13 protein-coding genes are annotated in these 15698 nt (G+C 73.9%); 4 read left to right on the top strand and 9 right to left on the bottom strand.

The window, feature by feature from the left end:
- Positions 1 to 399 precede the first annotated feature (399 nt).
- Positions 400 to 1647 carry a phosphoribosylamine--glycine ligase gene (gene purD / locus ACZ5OX_RS07340; RefSeq protein ID WP_465629102.1) on the bottom strand — a complete coding sequence of 416 codons (1248 nt, stop codon included), beginning with the start codon at positions 1645 to 1647 and terminating at the stop codon, positions 400 to 402.
- Between the two features lie 367 nt (positions 1648 to 2014).
- On the opposite strand from purD, the gene ACZ5OX_RS07335 reads away from it, so the two are divergent.
- The gene (locus tag ACZ5OX_RS07335) at positions 2015 to 2800 is read left to right on the top strand and encodes an SLATT domain-containing protein (protein WP_449787852.1); all 786 of its coding nucleotides are present in this window, start codon (positions 2015 to 2017) and stop codon (positions 2798 to 2800) included.
- A gap of 121 nt (positions 2801 to 2921) precedes the next feature.
- On the opposite strand, the gene ACZ5OX_RS07330 is transcribed toward ACZ5OX_RS07335, so the two are convergent.
- From ACZ5OX_RS07330 to ACZ5OX_RS07320, 3 genes are all read right to left on the bottom strand, one after another.
- Positions 2922 to 3569 (bottom strand): hypothetical protein, encoded by a 648-nt coding sequence (locus ACZ5OX_RS07330; protein WP_392868594.1) that lies wholly within the window; start codon positions 3567 to 3569, stop codon positions 2922 to 2924.
- A 230-nt stretch (positions 3570 to 3799) separates the two neighbouring features.
- Positions 3800 to 4759 carry a GntR family transcriptional regulator gene (locus ACZ5OX_RS07325; protein ID WP_465629101.1) on the bottom strand — a complete coding sequence of 320 codons (960 nt, stop codon included), beginning with the start codon at positions 4757 to 4759 and terminating at the stop codon, positions 3800 to 3802.
- Positions 4760 to 4909: 150 nt separating this feature from the next.
- Positions 4910 to 5707: a carbon-nitrogen family hydrolase gene (locus ACZ5OX_RS07320; RefSeq protein WP_392868598.1), complete on the bottom strand. Its 798-nt coding sequence runs from the start codon at positions 5705 to 5707 to the stop codon at positions 4910 to 4912.
- Positions 5708 to 5881: 174 nt separating this feature from the next.
- Between ACZ5OX_RS07320 and ACZ5OX_RS07315 the strand changes: the two genes are divergently transcribed.
- Entirely contained in the window at positions 5882 to 6703 is an 822-nt protein-coding gene (locus tag ACZ5OX_RS07315) for a maleylpyruvate isomerase family mycothiol-dependent enzyme (protein WP_449787854.1), read from the top strand.
- Between the two features lie 48 nt (positions 6704 to 6751).
- On the opposite strand, the gene ACZ5OX_RS07310 is transcribed toward ACZ5OX_RS07315, so the two are convergent.
- Together ACZ5OX_RS07310 and ACZ5OX_RS07305 are read right to left on the bottom strand one after the other, a co-directional pair.
- On the bottom strand, positions 6752 to 8041 hold the full coding sequence (locus ACZ5OX_RS07310; RefSeq protein WP_465629100.1) for an MFS transporter: 1290 nt from the start codon (positions 8039 to 8041) through the stop codon (positions 6752 to 6754).
- A 197-nt stretch (positions 8042 to 8238) separates the two neighbouring features.
- Positions 8239 to 9471 (bottom strand): M64 family metallopeptidase, encoded by a 1233-nt coding sequence (locus ACZ5OX_RS07305; RefSeq protein ID WP_465629099.1) that lies wholly within the window; start codon positions 9469 to 9471, stop codon positions 8239 to 8241.
- A 364-nt stretch (positions 9472 to 9835) separates the two neighbouring features.
- Here ACZ5OX_RS07305 and ACZ5OX_RS07300 point away from each other — a divergent pair, with 364 nt between their 5' ends.
- Both ACZ5OX_RS07300 and ACZ5OX_RS07295 read left to right on the top strand, forming a co-directional pair.
- Complete coding sequence (locus tag ACZ5OX_RS07300; RefSeq protein ID WP_465629098.1) at positions 9836 to 10807, top strand: hypothetical protein; 972 nt, start codon at positions 9836 to 9838, stop codon at positions 10805 to 10807.
- 214 nt (positions 10808 to 11021) lie between these two features.
- Complete coding sequence (locus ACZ5OX_RS07295) at positions 11022 to 11942, top strand: LPXTG cell wall anchor domain-containing protein (RefSeq protein WP_465629097.1); 921 nt, start codon at positions 11022 to 11024, stop codon at positions 11940 to 11942.
- 136 nt (positions 11943 to 12078) lie between these two features.
- Here ACZ5OX_RS07295 and ACZ5OX_RS07290 read toward each other — a convergent pair whose 3' ends face one another.
- Genes ACZ5OX_RS07290 through pdhA form a run of 3 tightly spaced genes read right to left on the bottom strand, consistent with a single transcriptional unit; the run spans position 12079 to position 15686 of the window.
- Positions 12079 to 13542: a dihydrolipoamide acetyltransferase family protein gene (locus ACZ5OX_RS07290; RefSeq protein ID WP_465629096.1), complete on the bottom strand. Its 1464-nt coding sequence runs from the start codon at positions 13540 to 13542 to the stop codon at positions 12079 to 12081.
- Positions 13543 to 13557: 15 nt separating this feature from the next.
- Positions 13558 to 14532, bottom strand: coding sequence for an alpha-ketoacid dehydrogenase subunit beta (locus ACZ5OX_RS07285; protein ID WP_465629095.1), 975 nt, complete (start codon positions 14530 to 14532; stop codon positions 13558 to 13560).
- A complete protein-coding gene (gene pdhA / locus ACZ5OX_RS07280) occupies positions 14532 to 15686 on the bottom strand; it encodes a pyruvate dehydrogenase (acetyl-transferring) E1 component subunit alpha (protein WP_392921220.1) in 1155 nt (384 codons plus the stop codon). The genes ACZ5OX_RS07285 and pdhA overlap by 1 nt, the downstream gene beginning before the upstream one ends.
- Positions 15687 to 15698 lie beyond the last annotated feature (12 nt).

The raw sequence follows: 15698 nt of genomic DNA, 5'->3' as shown, positions 1-15698 counted from the left end.
CGACCGGTCCGGTGCGAAGCACCCGGACGACCGCCCGGCCGGACGCCGTCCAGCATCCCCCCGTGGGAGCACCGCTACCCGGCGGCGACCCCGGCGCGCGGGCCCCGCGCACCGCGATCCAGCGCACCATAAGGCCGGGCGGCCGGTCGCGTCAGCCGGATGCGGGTGCTGTCACCCGATGGGCTGGAATCCGTCGGCCGAACGGTACGTCCGCCCCCGCGGCCGCTCCGGCCGCGAAACGCCCGGGAGGCTGCGCCCTTGGGGTTGACCGGCGGACCCGCTCGTCCGGAGCCGGCCCGCCCCCGCCGGGGCCGCCCCGCGCACCGCCGGCTCCCACGCACCGCGGCCCCCGTGCGAACGGTTCGCACGGGGGCCGCGGAGGGCGTGGACGGGCCCGCCTCAGGCGGTGGCCGCCTTCAGCGCGATGTCGGTGCGGTGCTGGCCGCCCTTGAGGGAGATCCGGTCCACCGCGGCGTACGCGCGCTCGCGCGCCTCGGCCAGGTCGGCGCCGGTCGCGGTGACCGACAGGACGCGGCCGCCGGCGCTGAGCACCCGGCCGTCCTCGTCCGCCTTCGTCCCGGCGTGCAGCACGAACGCGGTGCCGTCCGCCTCGGCCTCGGCCAGTCCCTCGATCGGGTCTCCGGTGCGCGGGGCGGCCGGGTAGCCCTCGGAGGCGACGACCACGGTGACGGCCGCGCCCTCGTCCCAGCGCAGCGGCTCCAGCTGGTCCAGGGTCCCCTCGGCGGAGGCCAGCAGCACGCCCGCCAGCGGGGTGCGCAGCCGGGCCAGCACGACCTGGGTCTCCGGGTCGCCGAAGCGGGCGTTGAACTCGATCACCCGGGTACCGCGCGAGGTGAGCGCCAGGCCCGCGTACAGCAGGCCGGAGAACTCGGTGCCGCGGCGGCGCAGCTCGTCCACGGTCGGCTGGAGGACGGTCTCCAGGACCTCCTCGACCAGCCCGGCCGGCGCCCACGGCAGCGGCGAGTAGGCGCCCATGCCGCCGGTGTTGGGGCCCTCGTCGCCGTCCAGCGCGCGCTTGAAGTCCTGGGCGGGCTGGAGCGGGACGACGGTGGTGCCGTCGGTGATCGCGAAGAGCGAGACCTCGGGGCCGTCCAGGTACTCCTCGATGACCACGCGCTCGCAGGCGGCGGCGTGCGCCAGCGCGGCCTCGCGGTCGGAGGTGACCACGACGCCCTTGCCGGCGGCCAGGCCGTCGTCCTTCACCACGTACGGGGCGCCGAAGGCGTCCAGCGCCTCGGCGGCCTCGGCGGCGGTGGTGCAGACGTAGGAGCGCGCGGTGGGGACGCCGGCCGCGGCCATCACGTCCTTGGCGAAGGCCTTCGAGCCCTCCAGCTGCGCGGCCGCGGCGGACGGGCCGAACACCGGGATGCCGGCGGCGCGCACGGCGTCCGCGACGCCGGCCACCAGCGGGGCCTCCGGACCGACCACGACCAGGGCGGCGCCGAGCCGGCCGGCCAGCGCGGCGACCTGCGCGCCGTCCAGCTGGTCGACCGGGTGGACCGTCGCGATCTGCGCGATCCCGGCGTTGCCCGGGGCACAGTGCAGTTCGGTCACTGCGGGATCTTGGGACAGGGAGCGGCACAGGGCGTGTTCGCGGGCGCCGCCGCCGATGACGAGGACCTTCACGCCTGGCAGCGTAGTCGGTGGCCTGTTCCGGCCGCTCTCCGGTCCCGTCGGATCGTCCAGGCGGAGGGCTCCGTACGCCGGGCGCGTCGGAGGATCCTCCAAGTGCGGCGGAGGCGGTTCGGCGGTCGGTGGCCGGGTCACGACGGCGGGTCACCGGACCCTCGCTCGGACGGGTGAAATCTCGCCGCCTCCCGCAACCGGCCCACCTCGGGTTCCGTTGGCCGAAACCGGTAACGATCACCGGAGAAGCGCCCCCACGGTCAGCCATTTGGCGGTAAGAAGTGCTGTTGGAGAACCACCGGCGGACACCACGTCAGCCGTTGCGCCGACAGAACCAGCAGTCCGCCCGCCACAGGGAGCCCCACAGGTGAGCCAGCCGGAAATGCAGCCCGAGGAGAGTGCCTGGGGCAAGGAGATCGGTGAGGAGGACCAGCCCGTCGCCGCCGTCGTCCGACGCGCCTCCACCCGCCACCGAGCCGATCTGAGCACCCGCCAGTTCCCGCTCGGGGACTGGGGCGAGCCCGCCGAACGGCTGGAGGAGCTCTACCGGTGGTCCGAGGAGCGGGCGGTCGAGGCGATCGAGTGGTACCGCCGGGACCGGGTCTGGAAGCGCCGCTGGGCGCGCCTGCTGCGGTTCGCCGCGGCCGGCTTCGCGGTGGGCGGGGTGACCGCCCCGCTGCTCGGCCTGGCCGGGGCCTTCCCGCACGGCACCGGCTGGGGCTACGTCGGCTTCGCGCTGTCCGCCGCGAGCCTGGCCGCCGACCGGGTCTTCGGGCTCACCTCCGGCTGGATGCGGGACGTCTCCACCGGGCAGGCGCTGCAACGCCGCCTGGAGGCGTTCCAGTTCGACTGGGCATCGGAGTGCGTGCGCGAGGTGCTCGGCCCGACCGAGGGCACCGCGGGCGAGGCCGCCGAGCGCTGCCTGGGTGTGCTGCGCCGGTTTTGCGAGGACGTCTCGGACATGGTCCGTTCCGAGACCTCGGAGTGGATGCTGGAGTTCCGCGCCTCGATGACCCAGCTGCCCACCCAGTCCGGCGGCGCCTGGGGCGGGCGCAGCGAGCCCGGGGTGGGTGCCCAGGTGCGGGTGCTGCCGCCGCCGGGCACCCGGCCCACCATGCCGCGCCAGCGGCCGCCGGAGGGGCCGCTGCGGTAGTGATCGGGGATACGGAGGGTCAAGTGCCCGGACGGGGGCGGGGTCCCGGACAGGGGCGGGGTCCCGGACGGGAGCTGGGTTCCGGACGGGGGCCGGATCGGAGCCAGGGGCGGGGTCGGGGTCAGGCGAAGACGATCATCGAGCCCTGGGAGACGCTCCTGGTCGCCGCCGCGTACAGGCCCGACCAGGCGTGCCGCTCCCTGGCGAAGGGGTGGACGTCGTCGATCGGCGGCCCGAACGGCTGCTCCAGGCCGGTCGGGCCGAGCGGCCGGGTCGGGCCCGGCGGGTTGAACGGGTCGATGCCCAGCGCCGGGGCGACGGCCTGGAGTTCGCGCAGCAGCCCGTGGCTGGAGCCGAGCGGTCCGCCGGAGGCGAGCAGCGTGTCGTCCACCAGCGGCGCCGCGAACTCGACCGGCACGTACGCCCCCGCGTGGTCGAAGTGCCAGACCAGGTGCGACTGTTCGGCGCTGCTCTCGAACATCTCCAGCAGCTGCTCGTAGTCGCCGCCGAGCGCGTCGACCGGGGTGATGTCCAGGCCGGTGAGGCCCAACAGGTAGGCGCGGCGCAGGAAGTGCAGCGAGTCGTAGTCGAAGGCGGCTATCGGCTCGACCGCACCGCTGATGCCCGGGACGAAACGGTAGACCGGCACCTCGGGCAGCCCGCGCGAGGCCAGCACCGAGTTGTAGAGCGCGAGGTCGTCCCGGAAGGGGTTGTCGGGGCTGTGGCTCAGCACGTCCACCAGCGGGACGAGCCAGAGGTCGCAGGCCATGGCCGGCAGTTCCTCTCCGGAGGCGTGGATCGCCCGCGGAGACGGGGCGACGACGGGGTTGGGTCGGTACCCGGACGGCCCTTTCGCCAGGCGCCCGGTCCGATGACCGCCCACCCTACCGGCCCGGCGCCGCGGGCGACTCGGGCCCTCCTCGCGTGCCGATCCAGGCTTGTCCGACAACGCCCGCCCGGCGCGAATCGTCGGACACGCCCTACGGAATCGGACACGCCCTACGGAAGTCGTCGGCCGAACCGGCCGTGTGGGATCGTGCGCGGCTGCGGCACCAGTCCGAGGCCGAGGCCCAGCTCACGGCCGAGTTCACGGCCCACCTCGTCGCCGCGGCGGCTCAGCTCGGCACCGGGGCCGGCGCCGGGCCCGGTGGCCGGCTCCGACGGCGCTTCCGGTTCCGGCGGCGCGGGCGGCGGCTCGACCGGCACCGGCGGCGGGTCCTCCCCGGTGAACTCGGTGAGCAGCTCCAGGACGGTCACCGACTCCAGCGGCTGCCCGGCCAGCCCGGCGAGCAGCCGCACGGTGTACAGGTTGTACTCGCAGATGATCCGGTGCGCGCCGAGCGAGTCGCGGGCCTCGATCGCCTCGACCAGGTCGCAGTGGCGCTCCCAGCAGATCCCGCCCAGCGCGGGCAGTTCCCGCAGGTAGCGCGCGGCGAACATCCAGGACTGCACCCGCAGCCAGTCCAGGTAGTCGGCGATCCGGCGGTTGCCGAGCAGCCCGCCGACCTCCTGCCAGAACCTGCGGTCGCAGCCCACCATCACGTCCAGGTTCCCGGCCCGGGCGGCCCGCACCGCGGCGTCGGCCCGGCGGTGCAGCGAGGGCAGCCGGCTGAGGTCGGGCAGCGCCCGGCGGCTGGCGTACTGGCGGTGGAAGCTGTCGGTGATCAGCACCCGGGACTCGAAGATCTCCAGGAAGTCGTCCCACCCCAGCTCGGGCACGGTGAAGCCGCGGTGGTGCTCGGCCCGCAGCAGTCCCTGCGCCCCGAGGTCGACCAGGGCCTCGCGGGCCGGGGTCGCGGAGACGCCGTACAGCTCGGCGATCTCCTTGACCGTGAAGTTGCGGCCGGCCGCGAGTCGGCCCGCCATCATCTCCTCGCGCAGCGCGCCGGCGATCTGCTCGCGCAGGCTGTTGCGGTGGATGACGGGGCGGGGGGTGTCGCCTGCGCCGTCGTCAGGCATGGGCGCGATCTCCTCGGGCGGCCTACCGTGCCGGCCCTCGTACGGGCCGGCGGGGAACACGACGAGTGCTCATCTTCTCAAACCCGACCGACCCAGGTACGAACCAACCCTCCCGGAACGCCCTCCACCGCGCCCCGGCCCCGCCCCCGCTCAGCGCTGGACCGGTGCCGGGATCCCCAGCAGGCGGTCCCGCAGCACCGGGAACTCCTCGCGCGCCTTCGCCACCTCGGCCGGGTCGAACTCGACCGTCAGGACCTCCTCGTCCGCCCCCGCCTCGGCCAGCACCCGGCCCCACGGGTCCACCACGATGCTGTGCCCGGCCTGCTCGACCCCGGCGTGCGTCCCCGCGGTGTTGCAGGCCAGCACGAAGGCCTGCTCCTCCACCGCCCGGGCCCGGGCCAGCAGCGTCCAGTGCTCGCGCCGCCGCGCCGGCCAGGCCGCCGGGACCACCAGCAGCTGCGCGCCGGCGTCCAGCAGCGCCCGGAACAGCTCGGGGAAGCGCAGGTCGTAGCAGGTGGCCAGGCCCAGCGTGGCGAAGTCGGTGGGCGCGGTGACGATCTCCTGCCCGGCGCCCATCACCACCGCCTCGCCGCTGTCGAAGCCGAAGCGGTGGATCTTGCGGTACGTGTGCACCAGCTCGCCGTCCGGGGAGAACAGCAGCGAGGTGTTGTAGATCGGCCCGTCCGGATCGCGTTCGACGATCGAACCGGCGTGCAGCCAGACCCCGGCGGCCCGGGCGGCGGCCGACATCGCGTCCGAGGTGGGCCCGTCCAGGGTCTCCGCGCCGTCCGACCAGAGGTCGTGGGCGAAGCCGCCGAGCGGCCACAGCTCTGGGAGCACCACCAGATCGGCGCCCTGCTGCGCCCGCACCAGGGCCGCCGCCCGAGCCCTCCGCTCGGCGGGCGGCTCCGCGTCGGAGACCGCGATTTGGATCAATGAAGCGCGCACAGTACCACCGTCCACGGCAAGAGTCCTACGATCGTCACCCGAAAGCGCTGCCCAGCTGTCACCCGGCAGCGTAACGTGCGGTTAGCGTGTGCGCCCGGAAAGCCGGACCATCCCGGTCGGCCGTGACGGCGGGGCACAGGCGGCAAGGAAGCTGACGGAGGGCCGGAGATTCCCGTGACGGACAACCAGACCGTGCAGGCTTACACCGAAGCGTGGACCCAGAGCATCGAGTCCATATCGGAGCTGGTCGCCCCCCTTCCCGAGGGCTCCTGGAACCGGGCCACCGAGTGTCCCGGCTGGTCCGTCCGGGACATCGTCTCGCACGTGATCGCGGTCGAGTCCGACCTGCTCGGCGACCCCCGCCCGATCCATTCGCTGCCGCGTGACCTCCGTCACGTGACGACCGAGTTCGCCCGTTACATCGAACTGCCGGTGGACAAGCGCCGCTGCCACACCGCGCTGGAGATGACCAGCGAGCTGGAGTACACGATCATCCGCCGCTCCCGGGCGCTGCGGAACGCCAAGCAGACGCCCGAGGAGCTGGTGCGCTGGCCGGCCGGGCCGCTGGCCAGGGACTTCCCGTACCACGAGCTGCTGCGGATGCGGGTCTTCGACGTCTGGGTGCACGAGCAGGACCTGCGCCGGGCCCTGGAGGTCCCGGGCAACCTGGACGCCCCGGCCGCCCTGATCACCCGGGACCTGCTGCTGGAGCTGCTGCCCAAGGCCGTCACCGACAGGGCCGGGGCCCCGGCCGGGACGGTGCTGGTGCTGGACGTCACCGGTCCGGTGGAGTTCCTGCGCACCGTCCGGGTGGACGCCACCGGCCGCTGCACCGTGGACGAGTCGATCAGCCTGGCCCCGGACGTCCAGCTCACCATGGACTGGGAGACCTACCTGCGGCTCGCCTGCGGCCGCGGCCGCCCCGGCCCGGTCACCGTCGACGGCGACCGGGAGCTGGCCGAACGGGTGCTGGCCAACTTCTCGGTCACCATCTGAGGCCCGAAGCCCGAAGCCCGCGATCCGGGCTGAGCCCGGGGCCCGGGCTCAGCCCGGCTGCGCCGCGACCCTGCGGCGCAGCCGCAGGATCATCGCCGTGCCCACCGCCAGCGGGACGAACTGCCAGCAGAACGCCCAGCGGAAGGCGGCGGCCGAGTACCCGCCGGCGCCGGCCGGGGAGAGCGCGTCCAGCAGCACGCCGATCCCGAACAGGGTGATCATCGTCCCGATGAAGCCGCCCATGTTCACGATCCCGGAGGCGGTGCCCAGCCGCTCGACGGGGTTGCGGGCGCGCGCGTAGTCGAGGCCGACCAGCGAGGCCGGGCCGTTGCTGCCCATCACCAGGATGATCCCGACCAGCAGCCAGGTCGGCGGGTGGCCGCCGGGCCAGGCCAGCACCAGCGCCCAGCCGAGCGCGGTGCTCCCGACGACGGTCAGCACGATCGGCATCCGGGCCCGCGCCGAGGCGGAGAGCAGCCGGCCGAAGACGAAGCCGAAGGTCATGTTGCTGAGCACCAGCAGGGTCAGCAGCCCGCCGGCCCCGGCCCGGGACATCCCCTGCGCCTGCACCAGGTAGGGCAGGCCCCAGAGCAGGCCGAAGGCGTTGCCGGGGAACTGGGTGGTGAAGTGGATCCAGAGCCCGAGCCGGGTGCCCGGCTCCCGCCAGCAGGCGAGCACCTGCCGGCCGACCTTCGGCCGCGCCCCGGGCGCCCCGGGCCGGACGGCGGCCTGCGGCGGCGCGTCCCGGAGGAGGAGCGCGACCAGCGCGAACACCGCCACGCCCAGCAGCGCGATCGCGGTGAAGGTCGGCGTCCAGCCCTCGCTGTGCAGCGCCCGGGCGAGCACCACGGTGGTGACCAGGTTGCCGCCCATCCCGGCCAGGCCGGTCAGCTGGGCCACGAACGGGTTCCGGGCCGCCGGGAACCACCGGGCGGCGATCCGCAGCACGCTGATGAAGGTCATCGCGTCGCCGCAGCCGAGCACCGCGCGGGAGGCCAGCGCGGGGCCGAACGCCGAGCTGAAGGCGAAGGCCAGCTGGCCGGCGCTCAGCAGCACGACGCCGAGCATCAGCACCCGGCGCGGCCCGAACCGGTCGACCAGCAGGCCGACCGGGATCTGCATGGCCGCGTAGACCAGCACCTGGAGGATCGAGAAGGTGGAGAGCGCCGAGGCGCCGATGCCGAAGCGGTCGGCGGCGTCCAGTCCGGCCACGCCGAGGCTGGTGCGGTGGATGACGGCGAGGATGTAGACGCTGACGCCGACGGACCAGGCCAGCCAGGCCGCCCGGCCGCCGGGCGGTACGAGCCCGGGCGCGGGCACGGGCACGGGCGTGGGCACCGAGCCGAGCGCGGAGCTGCGAGCGGATGCGGACGCGGACGCGGCCGGGGGCTCGGCGGTGGGCCGGGGAGCGGGGACGGTCGGGGACGGGGCTGAACGAGCGGGCTCCACGGTCATAGTCCGACCAGCCTAGTCATCCCATGATCGGATGCTCGGACCAGGGGCCCGTGCGCCCCGGCCTCAGCCCCGGCCCCGCCTCAGCCGGTCAGCGTCCAGGACACCGAGCGGGTCATGTAGCGCTCCCGGAAGGCCTCGTCCCGCACCCAGTCGGTGGTGTCCCGGACGGTCGCCGTCACGGTGACCGTCCGGCCCGGGGCCAGCTCCAGCCGGGCGGTGTCCAGCCAGGCGCCGTCGGCGGACTGCGGCGCCACCGGGACGCCGTCCACCTTCCACTCCACCTTCAGCTGCCGCGGGCCGTTCAGCGGCAGCGGCCGGACATCGAGCCGGGGCCGCCCGGACACCTCGCCGGGTGGCGGCACCGGGGTGTCGGTCGGCCGGACCCTGCGGTACAGCTCCTCGATGATCGCCTCGCGCGAGGGGAGGTTGTACGCGCTGCCCAGGGTGCGCATCACCGAGTCCCGGGTCGGCCGGTAGAGGCCGTTGGCGCTGCGGTACGCCCCGATCACGCCGGCCCCGTCCGGGGACTCGGCGCCCAGCCAGCGCCACCACTTGGTCTGCTTCCTGCGCATGTCGTCGGCGTTGAGGGTGGCGAGGTTCGGGTAGTCGGCGTCGTCCGGGGCGCTGTCGTACTCGTCGCCGAGGTCGCCCACGGTGTGCCCGATCTCGTGCTGGATGATCCGCCCGGCGTCCGGGCTGCCGCCCGCCAGGGTGGTCACCCCGGTGCCGCCGGCGCCGCCGTACTCGGTGGAGTTGGCCAGCGCTATCAGGTACTGGGGCCCGGCCCCGTCCCCCGCGTACCGGGCGGTGGCGGCCTCGTCGGCGCAGAGCAGCCGGGCGGTGCCCTCGCACCAGAAGTGCATGCCGAGCGGGGTGGCGGGCTTGCGGCCGCGGCTCTCGGTCTCGGCGATCCCGGAGACCGGGGAGACCACCTCGACCCGCCGGATGTTGAAGAAGCCCTGGTAGGTGCGGAAGGGCTCGATGTCCATCAGCGCGTGCCAGGCCTTGTCGGCCTGCTGCCGGAAGAGGTCCTGCTCGGCGGCCGTGTATCCGTCGCCGAGCAGCACCAGGGTGATCCGGTTGGCCGGGTCGCCGGTGCGGCGTATCTCGACGGTCGGGGCGGCCGCGAATGCCCGCCGGTCGGCCTGGAGGGCCGTGTGCGGGGGCACCGCGCGGTCGGCCGGGGACCCCGGGCCGATCACGCCGAACGGCGAGGGGCCGGCCAGCTCCAGGGCGCCCGGGAGGGCGGCGGAGGACAGCAGCACGAGGGCGGCCAGACTCCGGACGAGACGGCCAGGGTTGCCAGGCGCCATACGGGTGCGTCCTCCCGGATCCGGTCACCCGGCGTCGCCCGGGTGGTGGAGCGGAGACGTACCCGGGCGGCCGGGACTCCCCTATCCGGCCGCGAGAAAGTCACCGACCTGGCCGAACGATCCGCACTTTCCGGACCATTCTGGTCATACCAACCTTCACGCGAGAGGCTTAGAAGGCCCGCCGGACAGAACCCAGAATTTCTCGGAACCCGTCTGCAACCCCCCGTGGGGATGCGCGTCTATACGGGTGAAGGCACGGAGAGCGAGACCGGCAGAGCCGGGGGGCGCTTCCGCTCGGAAGGAGCGGGGCCGGTCGTCTTCACCCACTCATACCGTCAGCACCATGACCCTGGGGAGTCACGTCATGCGCCTGTCCGTTATCACCCGTTTCGCGAAGAACGAGCGCGCGCTCTCCGGCCGCCGCCGCATCGCCGTCCTCGCCGCCACCACGGTCCTCGCCGGCGGCGTCCAGCTCCTCGCCACCGACACCGCCTGGGCCTGCGACGGCCCCTACTCCGCGAACAACTCGGTCGTCTCCGAGGCGGCCATGGCCCGGCACCACAGCGGGTCCCCGGTCAGCGCCTTCATCGCCCCGGTCGCGACCTCGCTGACCGCCGGCGAGAAGACCGAGTTCGGCGTGGAGTTCGCCAACTTCACCGGGGCCGCGTTCGACGAGGTGGCCCCGGGCCTCACCCTGAAGGCGACCGGCGGCAAGAGCCACCTCCTCTCCAAGGACGTGACGGTCGAGGTCATGCGCGGCGGCTCCTGGACGAAGCTCGGCACCGACAACGGCTGCGCCGGCGAGGCCGTCCGCGTCGACACCTCCCCGCTGCTCCAGCCGCTGGCGGACGGCCACGCCGGCCGCGCGCTGTTCCGGATCACCCTGGCGGCCGGGGCCCCGAAGGACCTCGCCTCGGTGACGCTCACCACCAACGCGTGGAGCGGGGAGGCCGCCACCGGCAAGTCGGCGAGCACCACCGTCAAGGTCCTCCACCCGGGCGCCAAGCCCGCCCAGACCGCCAAGCCCGCCCAGACCGCCCAGACCGCCCAGACCGCCCAGACCGCCAAGCCGACCACCCCGGCCAAGCCCGCGCCCGCCACGGCCGCGCCCACCACGGCCGTCGAACCGGCCGCGGACCGGGCCAAGGACGCCACCCCGGCCGCCACCGCGCCGACCGCCACCGCGCCGGCCGCCACCGCGCCCGCCGCCACCGCCGAGCTGGCCCAGACCGGCTCCTCCGCCACCAACACCTTCCTCGCCCTCAGCTCCGCCCTCTTCCTCACCCTCGGAGCCGGCGTCCTGATCGCCGTCCGCCGGCTCCGCCACCAGCGCTGACCGGCCGCCCGGTGGGGCCGAGCGGCCCTCGGCCCCACCGGGCGAAAATTTCTCGAAACCCACCTGCAACCCCCGACGGGGATGCGCGTCCATACAGGTGAAGGCACGGAGAGCGAGACCGGCAGAGCCGGGGGGCGCTTCCGCCCAGGAGGAGCGGAGCCGGTCGTCTTCACCCACTCACACCGTCAGCACCATGACCCTGGGGAGTCACGTCATGCGCCTGTCCGCTATCACCCGTTTCGCGAAGAACGAGCGCGCGCTCTCCGGCCGCCGCCGGATCGCCGTCCTCGCCGCCACCACCGTCCTCGCCGGCGGCGTCCAGTTCCTCGCCACCGACACCGCCTGGGCCTGCGGGGACGGCGTCGAGGACACCGCCCCGGTCACCGCCCCGGCGAAGCCGTCCGCCGCCGACGACGAGCAGGACAACTCCGTCGAACTGCACGGCCAGGGCACCACCTCCGTGTTCTCCAAGGCCCCCACCGCGATCACCGTCGGCGGCGCCAAGATGGAGTTCAGCGTCCGGGTCTCCAACAACACCGGCGCCGACTACCACCGGATCACCCCGGGCGTCGCGGTCTTCAACCCCAACGGAAGCACCCCGAAGCCCTCTCAGGTCACCGCCGAGATCCTGGTGAACGGCCGCTGGCAGCGCATCGCCCTGCGGAACGGCTGCGACCCGGCGATCGGCGGCGGCGCCCCGTCCGCGGCCGTTCCGCTCGCGAATGGGCACAGCACCTCCTTCCGCTTCCGGGTCGGGCTCTCCGCCGACGTGTCCAAGGACGTGCACGGGCTGCAGCTCATCACCACGGCGGGCCACGGCCGGGGCGCGGTCACCGAGGTCGCGGTGGTGCGTCAGACGGCGTCCCCGAAGCCGACCGCCCCGGCCGAGCCCAAGCCCACCACCTCCGCCAAGCCCAAGCCCACCGCACCCGCCAAGGACACCAAGGCCCCCGAACCCGCCGCCGACACCACCAAGGACGCCGCCCCGGCCACCACCGCGCCCGCCGGCACCCCCGAGCTGGCCCAGACCGGCTCCTCCGCCACCAACACCTTCCTCGCCCTCGGCTCCGCCGCGTTCCTCGCCCTCGGAGCCGGCGTCCTGATCGCCGTCCGTCGACTCCGTCCCCAGCGCTAGGGACCTGTCTCTCGGATCCTTGCCGGGTCCGCCAAAATCCAAGAGACAGGCCCTGGTCGAACGGGCGGTACGACGAAGGGGCCCTCCTCCGCACGGCGGTGCGGAGGAGGGCCCCTTCTGCGGTCCTACGGGGCCGTCAGCCCCAGGTGATCAGGCGCTTCGGGCGCTCCAGCAGGCCGGCCACGTCGGCCAGCACCTTGGAGCCCAGCTCCCCGTCCACCAGGCGGTGGTCGAAGGAGAGCGCGAGCGTGGTCACCTGACGCGGGACCACCTTGCCCTTGTGCACCCACGGCAGTTCCCGGACCGCCCCGAAGGCCAGGATGGCGGCTTCGCCGGGGTTGAGGATCGGGGTGCCGGTGTCGACGCCGAAGACGCCGACGTTGGTGATGGTGACCGTCCCGCCCTGCATGTCGGCCGGCGAGGTCTTGCCCTGACGGGCCGTCTCGACCAGCTCGCCGAGCGAAGTGGCCAGGCCCGCGAGGGTCTTGGACCCGGCGTCCTTGATGTTCGGGACGATCAGGCCGCGCGGGGTGGCCGCGGCGATGCCGAGGTTCACCTGTCCCTTGAGGACGATCTCCTGGGCGGCCTCGTCCCACTGCGCGTTGATCTCGGGGTGCCGCTTGATCGCGGTGAGCAGCGCCTTGGCGACGATCAGCAGCGGGCTGACCCGGACGTCCCGGCCCAGCTCGCCGCTCTCCTTGAGCCGACGGACGAACTTCATCGTGCGGGTCACGTCGACCTGCACGAACTCGGTGACGTGCGGGGCGGTGAAGGCCGAGGCCACCATCGCCTGCGCGGTCGCCTTGCGGACGCCCTTGATCGGCACCCGGACGTCGCCCGCGGTGGACACGGGCACCTGCGGCGCGGCCGGCTCGGCCACGACGGCCTCGGCCACCGGGGCCACCGGGGCCGCGGCGGCCGCCGGGACGGCCGGAGCCGCCTGGGCCGTGGCGAAGGCGTGCACGTCCTCGCGGGTGATCACGCCGTCCCGGCCGGTCGGGGTGACCGCGCGCAGGTCGACGCCGAGGTCCTTGGCCAGCTTGCGCACCGGCGGCTTGGCCAACGGCCGCTCTCCGCCCGGCACTTCGGCGACCGTGGCGACCGGGGCCACGGGCGCCGGGGCGGCCGCGGGCGTCGGAGCCGCGGGCACGGCCGGCACGGTCGCGGAGACCTTCGTGGTGGTCGTCCGCCGCGCCCGGCGCTGGGCGGCGCCGGTGCGCGGGCCGTACCCGACCAGCACCTCGCGCCGCTCGGGCTCGGTCTCCTCGGCGGGAGCCGGAGCCGGAGCCGGGGCCTGAGCCGGCGTCGCGGTGGGGGCGGCCGGAGCTGCGGCGCCAGCCTCCCCGGCGACGGCGACCGAGATGATCACGGTGCCGACGTCGACCGTCGCGCCCTCGGGGAAGTGCAGCTGCTCGACCACCCCGTTGAACGGGATGGGCAGCTCCACGGCCGCCTTGGCGGTCTCCACCTCGCACACGACCTGCCCGTCGGTGACGGTGTCACCGGGCTTGACGTACCAGCTGAGGATCTCGGCCTCGGTGAGGCCCTCGCCCACGTCGGGCATCTTGAACTCGCGGAGCGAGCGAACTTCGGTGGTCATCTTCGCTCCCCGGAATCAGTACGCGAGCGCGCGGTCGACGGCGTCGAGCACGCGGTCCAGGTCGGGCAGGAACGCCTCCTCGACCCGGGACGGCGGGTACGGCGCGTGGTAGCCGCCGACCCGCAGGACCGGCGCCTCCAGGTGGTAGAAGCACTTCTCGGTGAGCCGGGCGGCCAGCTCGGCGCCCATGCCCATGAAGACCGGCGCCTCGTGCACCACCACGGCCCGACCGGTGCGCTTGACCGAGGCCTCCAGGGCGGCGAAGTCCACCGGGGAGAGCGAGCGCAGGTCGACGACCTCCAGCCGGCGGCCGTCCTCCTCGGCGGCCGCGGCGGCCTCCAGGCAGACCTTGACCATCGGGCCGTACGCGATCAGCGTCGCGTCGGTGCCGGAGCGGACGATCCGGGCGTCGTGCAGGCCCAGGTCGGCGGCTTCGCCGACCTCGCCCTTGTCCCAGTAACGGCGCTTGGGCTCCAGGAAGATGACCGGGTCGTCGGACTCGATCGACTGCCGCAGCATCCAGTGCGCGTCGTGGGCGCTGGCCGGGGTGACCACCCGCAGACCGGCGGTGTGCGCGAAGTACGCCTCGTGCGACTCGCTGTGGTGCTCGACCGCGCCGATGCCACCCGCGTAGGGGATGCGCACGGTGACCGGCAGCTTGACGTGGCCCAGCGCACGGGCGTGCATCTTGGCCAGCTGGGAGACGATCTGGTCGAACGCCGGGTAGACGAAGCCGTCGAACTGGATCTCCACGACGGGGCGGTAGCCGCGCAGGGCCAGGCCGATCGCGGTGCCCATGATGCCGGACTCGGCGAGCGGGGTGTCGATCACCCGGTCCTCGCCGAAGTCCTTCTGGAGGCCGTCGGTGATCCGGAAGACGCCGCCGAGCTTGCCGATGTCCTCGCCCATCAGGACGGTCTTCGGGTCGTTCTCCAGCGACTTGCGCAGCGCTCCGTTCAGCGCCTTGGCGATGCTCAGCTGACCGGCCATCAGTGGGTCTCCCCCGCCTCGAAGGAGGCCGCGTACTCGACGTACTCGGCCCGTTCCTCATCGACCAGCGCGTGCGGCTCGCTGTACACGTGGTCGAAGATCAGGGTCGGGTCCGGGTCCGGCATGCCGCGCACGCCCTCGCGCACCCGCAGCCCCAGCTGCTCGCTCTCGGCGTCGACGGCGGCGAAGAACTCCTCGTCGGCCAGGCCCTCCTTGTCCAGGTGGGCGCGGAGCCGGGTGATCGGGTCCTTGGCCTTCCAGGCCTCGGTCTCCTCGGCGTGCCGGTAGCGGGTGGGGTCGTCGGAGGTGGTGTGGGCGCCCATCCGGTAGGTGAACGCCTCGATCAGCACCGGTCCGTTGCCGCTGCGGGCGTGGTCGAGCGCCCAGCGGGTGACCGCCAGGCAGGCCAGCACGTCGTTGCCGTCGACCCGGACGCCCGGGAAGCCGAAGCCGGAGGCGCGGCGGTACAGCGGGATCCTGGTCTGGGTGGTGGTGGGCTCGGAGATCGCCCACTGGTTGTTCTGGCAGAAGAAGACCACCGGCGCGTTGTAGACCGAGGCGAAGGTGAAGGCCTCGTTGACGTCGCCCTGGCTGGAGGCGCCGTCGCCGAAGTACGCGATCACCGCGTCGTCGGCGCCGTCCTTGGTGATGCCCATCGCGTAACCGGTGGCGTGCAGGGCCTGCGCGCCGATCACGATGGTGTACAGGTGGAAGTTCTTCTCGTTCGGGTCCCAGCCACCGTGGTTCACACCGCGGAACATGCCGAGCAGGTTCAGCGGGTCGACGTCGCGGCACCAGGCCACGCCGTGCTCGCGGTACGTGGGGAAGGCGTAGTCGCCGGGGCGCATCGCACGGCCGGAGCCGACCTGGGCGGCCTCCTGGCCGAGCAGCGAGGCCCACAGGCCCAGCTCGCCCTGGCGCTGGAGCGCGGTGGCCTCCGCGTCGAACCGGCGCACCAGCACCAGGTCGCGGTAGAGGGCGCGCAGCTCCTCGGGAGTGGTGGTGAGGGGATAGTCCGGGTTCTCGACCCGCTCGCCTTCCGGCGTGAGCAGCTGGACGAGCTCCGGCTGGGCGTCCTTGCCCTTGCCACGGAGGGTGTCAGGGACGCCGGGGGCCGCCTTCTTGCGAGCCCTCGCCGTGCTTTTGACGGTCACGTTCACTCCTCG

This window comes from Kitasatospora sp. NPDC032121 (assembly GCF_055580145.1).
Note: the sequence above shows the minus strand (reverse complement) of the source record. Positions and strands in the feature narration are given on the sequence as shown.

Excerpts from the sequence above, each read along its gene's own strand:
- ACZ5OX_RS07330 (WP_392868594.1), bottom strand. The coding sequence starts at position 3,569 with ATGGCCTGCGACCTCTGGCTCGTCCCGCTGGTGGACGTGCTGAGCCAC.
- ACZ5OX_RS07325 (WP_465629101.1), bottom strand. The coding sequence starts at position 4,759 with ATGCCTGACGACGGCGCAGGCGACACCCCCCGCCCCGTCATCCACCGC.
- ACZ5OX_RS07305 (WP_465629099.1), bottom strand. The coding sequence starts at position 9,471 with ATGGCGCCTGGCAACCCTGGCCGTCTCGTCCGGAGTCTGGCCGCCCTC.
- ACZ5OX_RS07300 (WP_465629098.1), top strand. The coding sequence starts at position 9,836 with ATGCGCCTGTCCGTTATCACCCGTTTCGCGAAGAACGAGCGCGCGCTC.
- ACZ5OX_RS07295 (WP_465629097.1), top strand. The coding sequence starts at position 11,022 with ATGCGCCTGTCCGCTATCACCCGTTTCGCGAAGAACGAGCGCGCGCTC.
- ACZ5OX_RS07290 (WP_465629096.1), bottom strand. The coding sequence starts at position 13,542 with ATGACCACCGAAGTTCGCTCGCTCCGCGAGTTCAAGATGCCCGACGTG.
- ACZ5OX_RS07285 (WP_465629095.1), bottom strand. The coding sequence starts at position 14,532 with ATGGCCGGTCAGCTGAGCATCGCCAAGGCGCTGAACGGAGCGCTGCGC.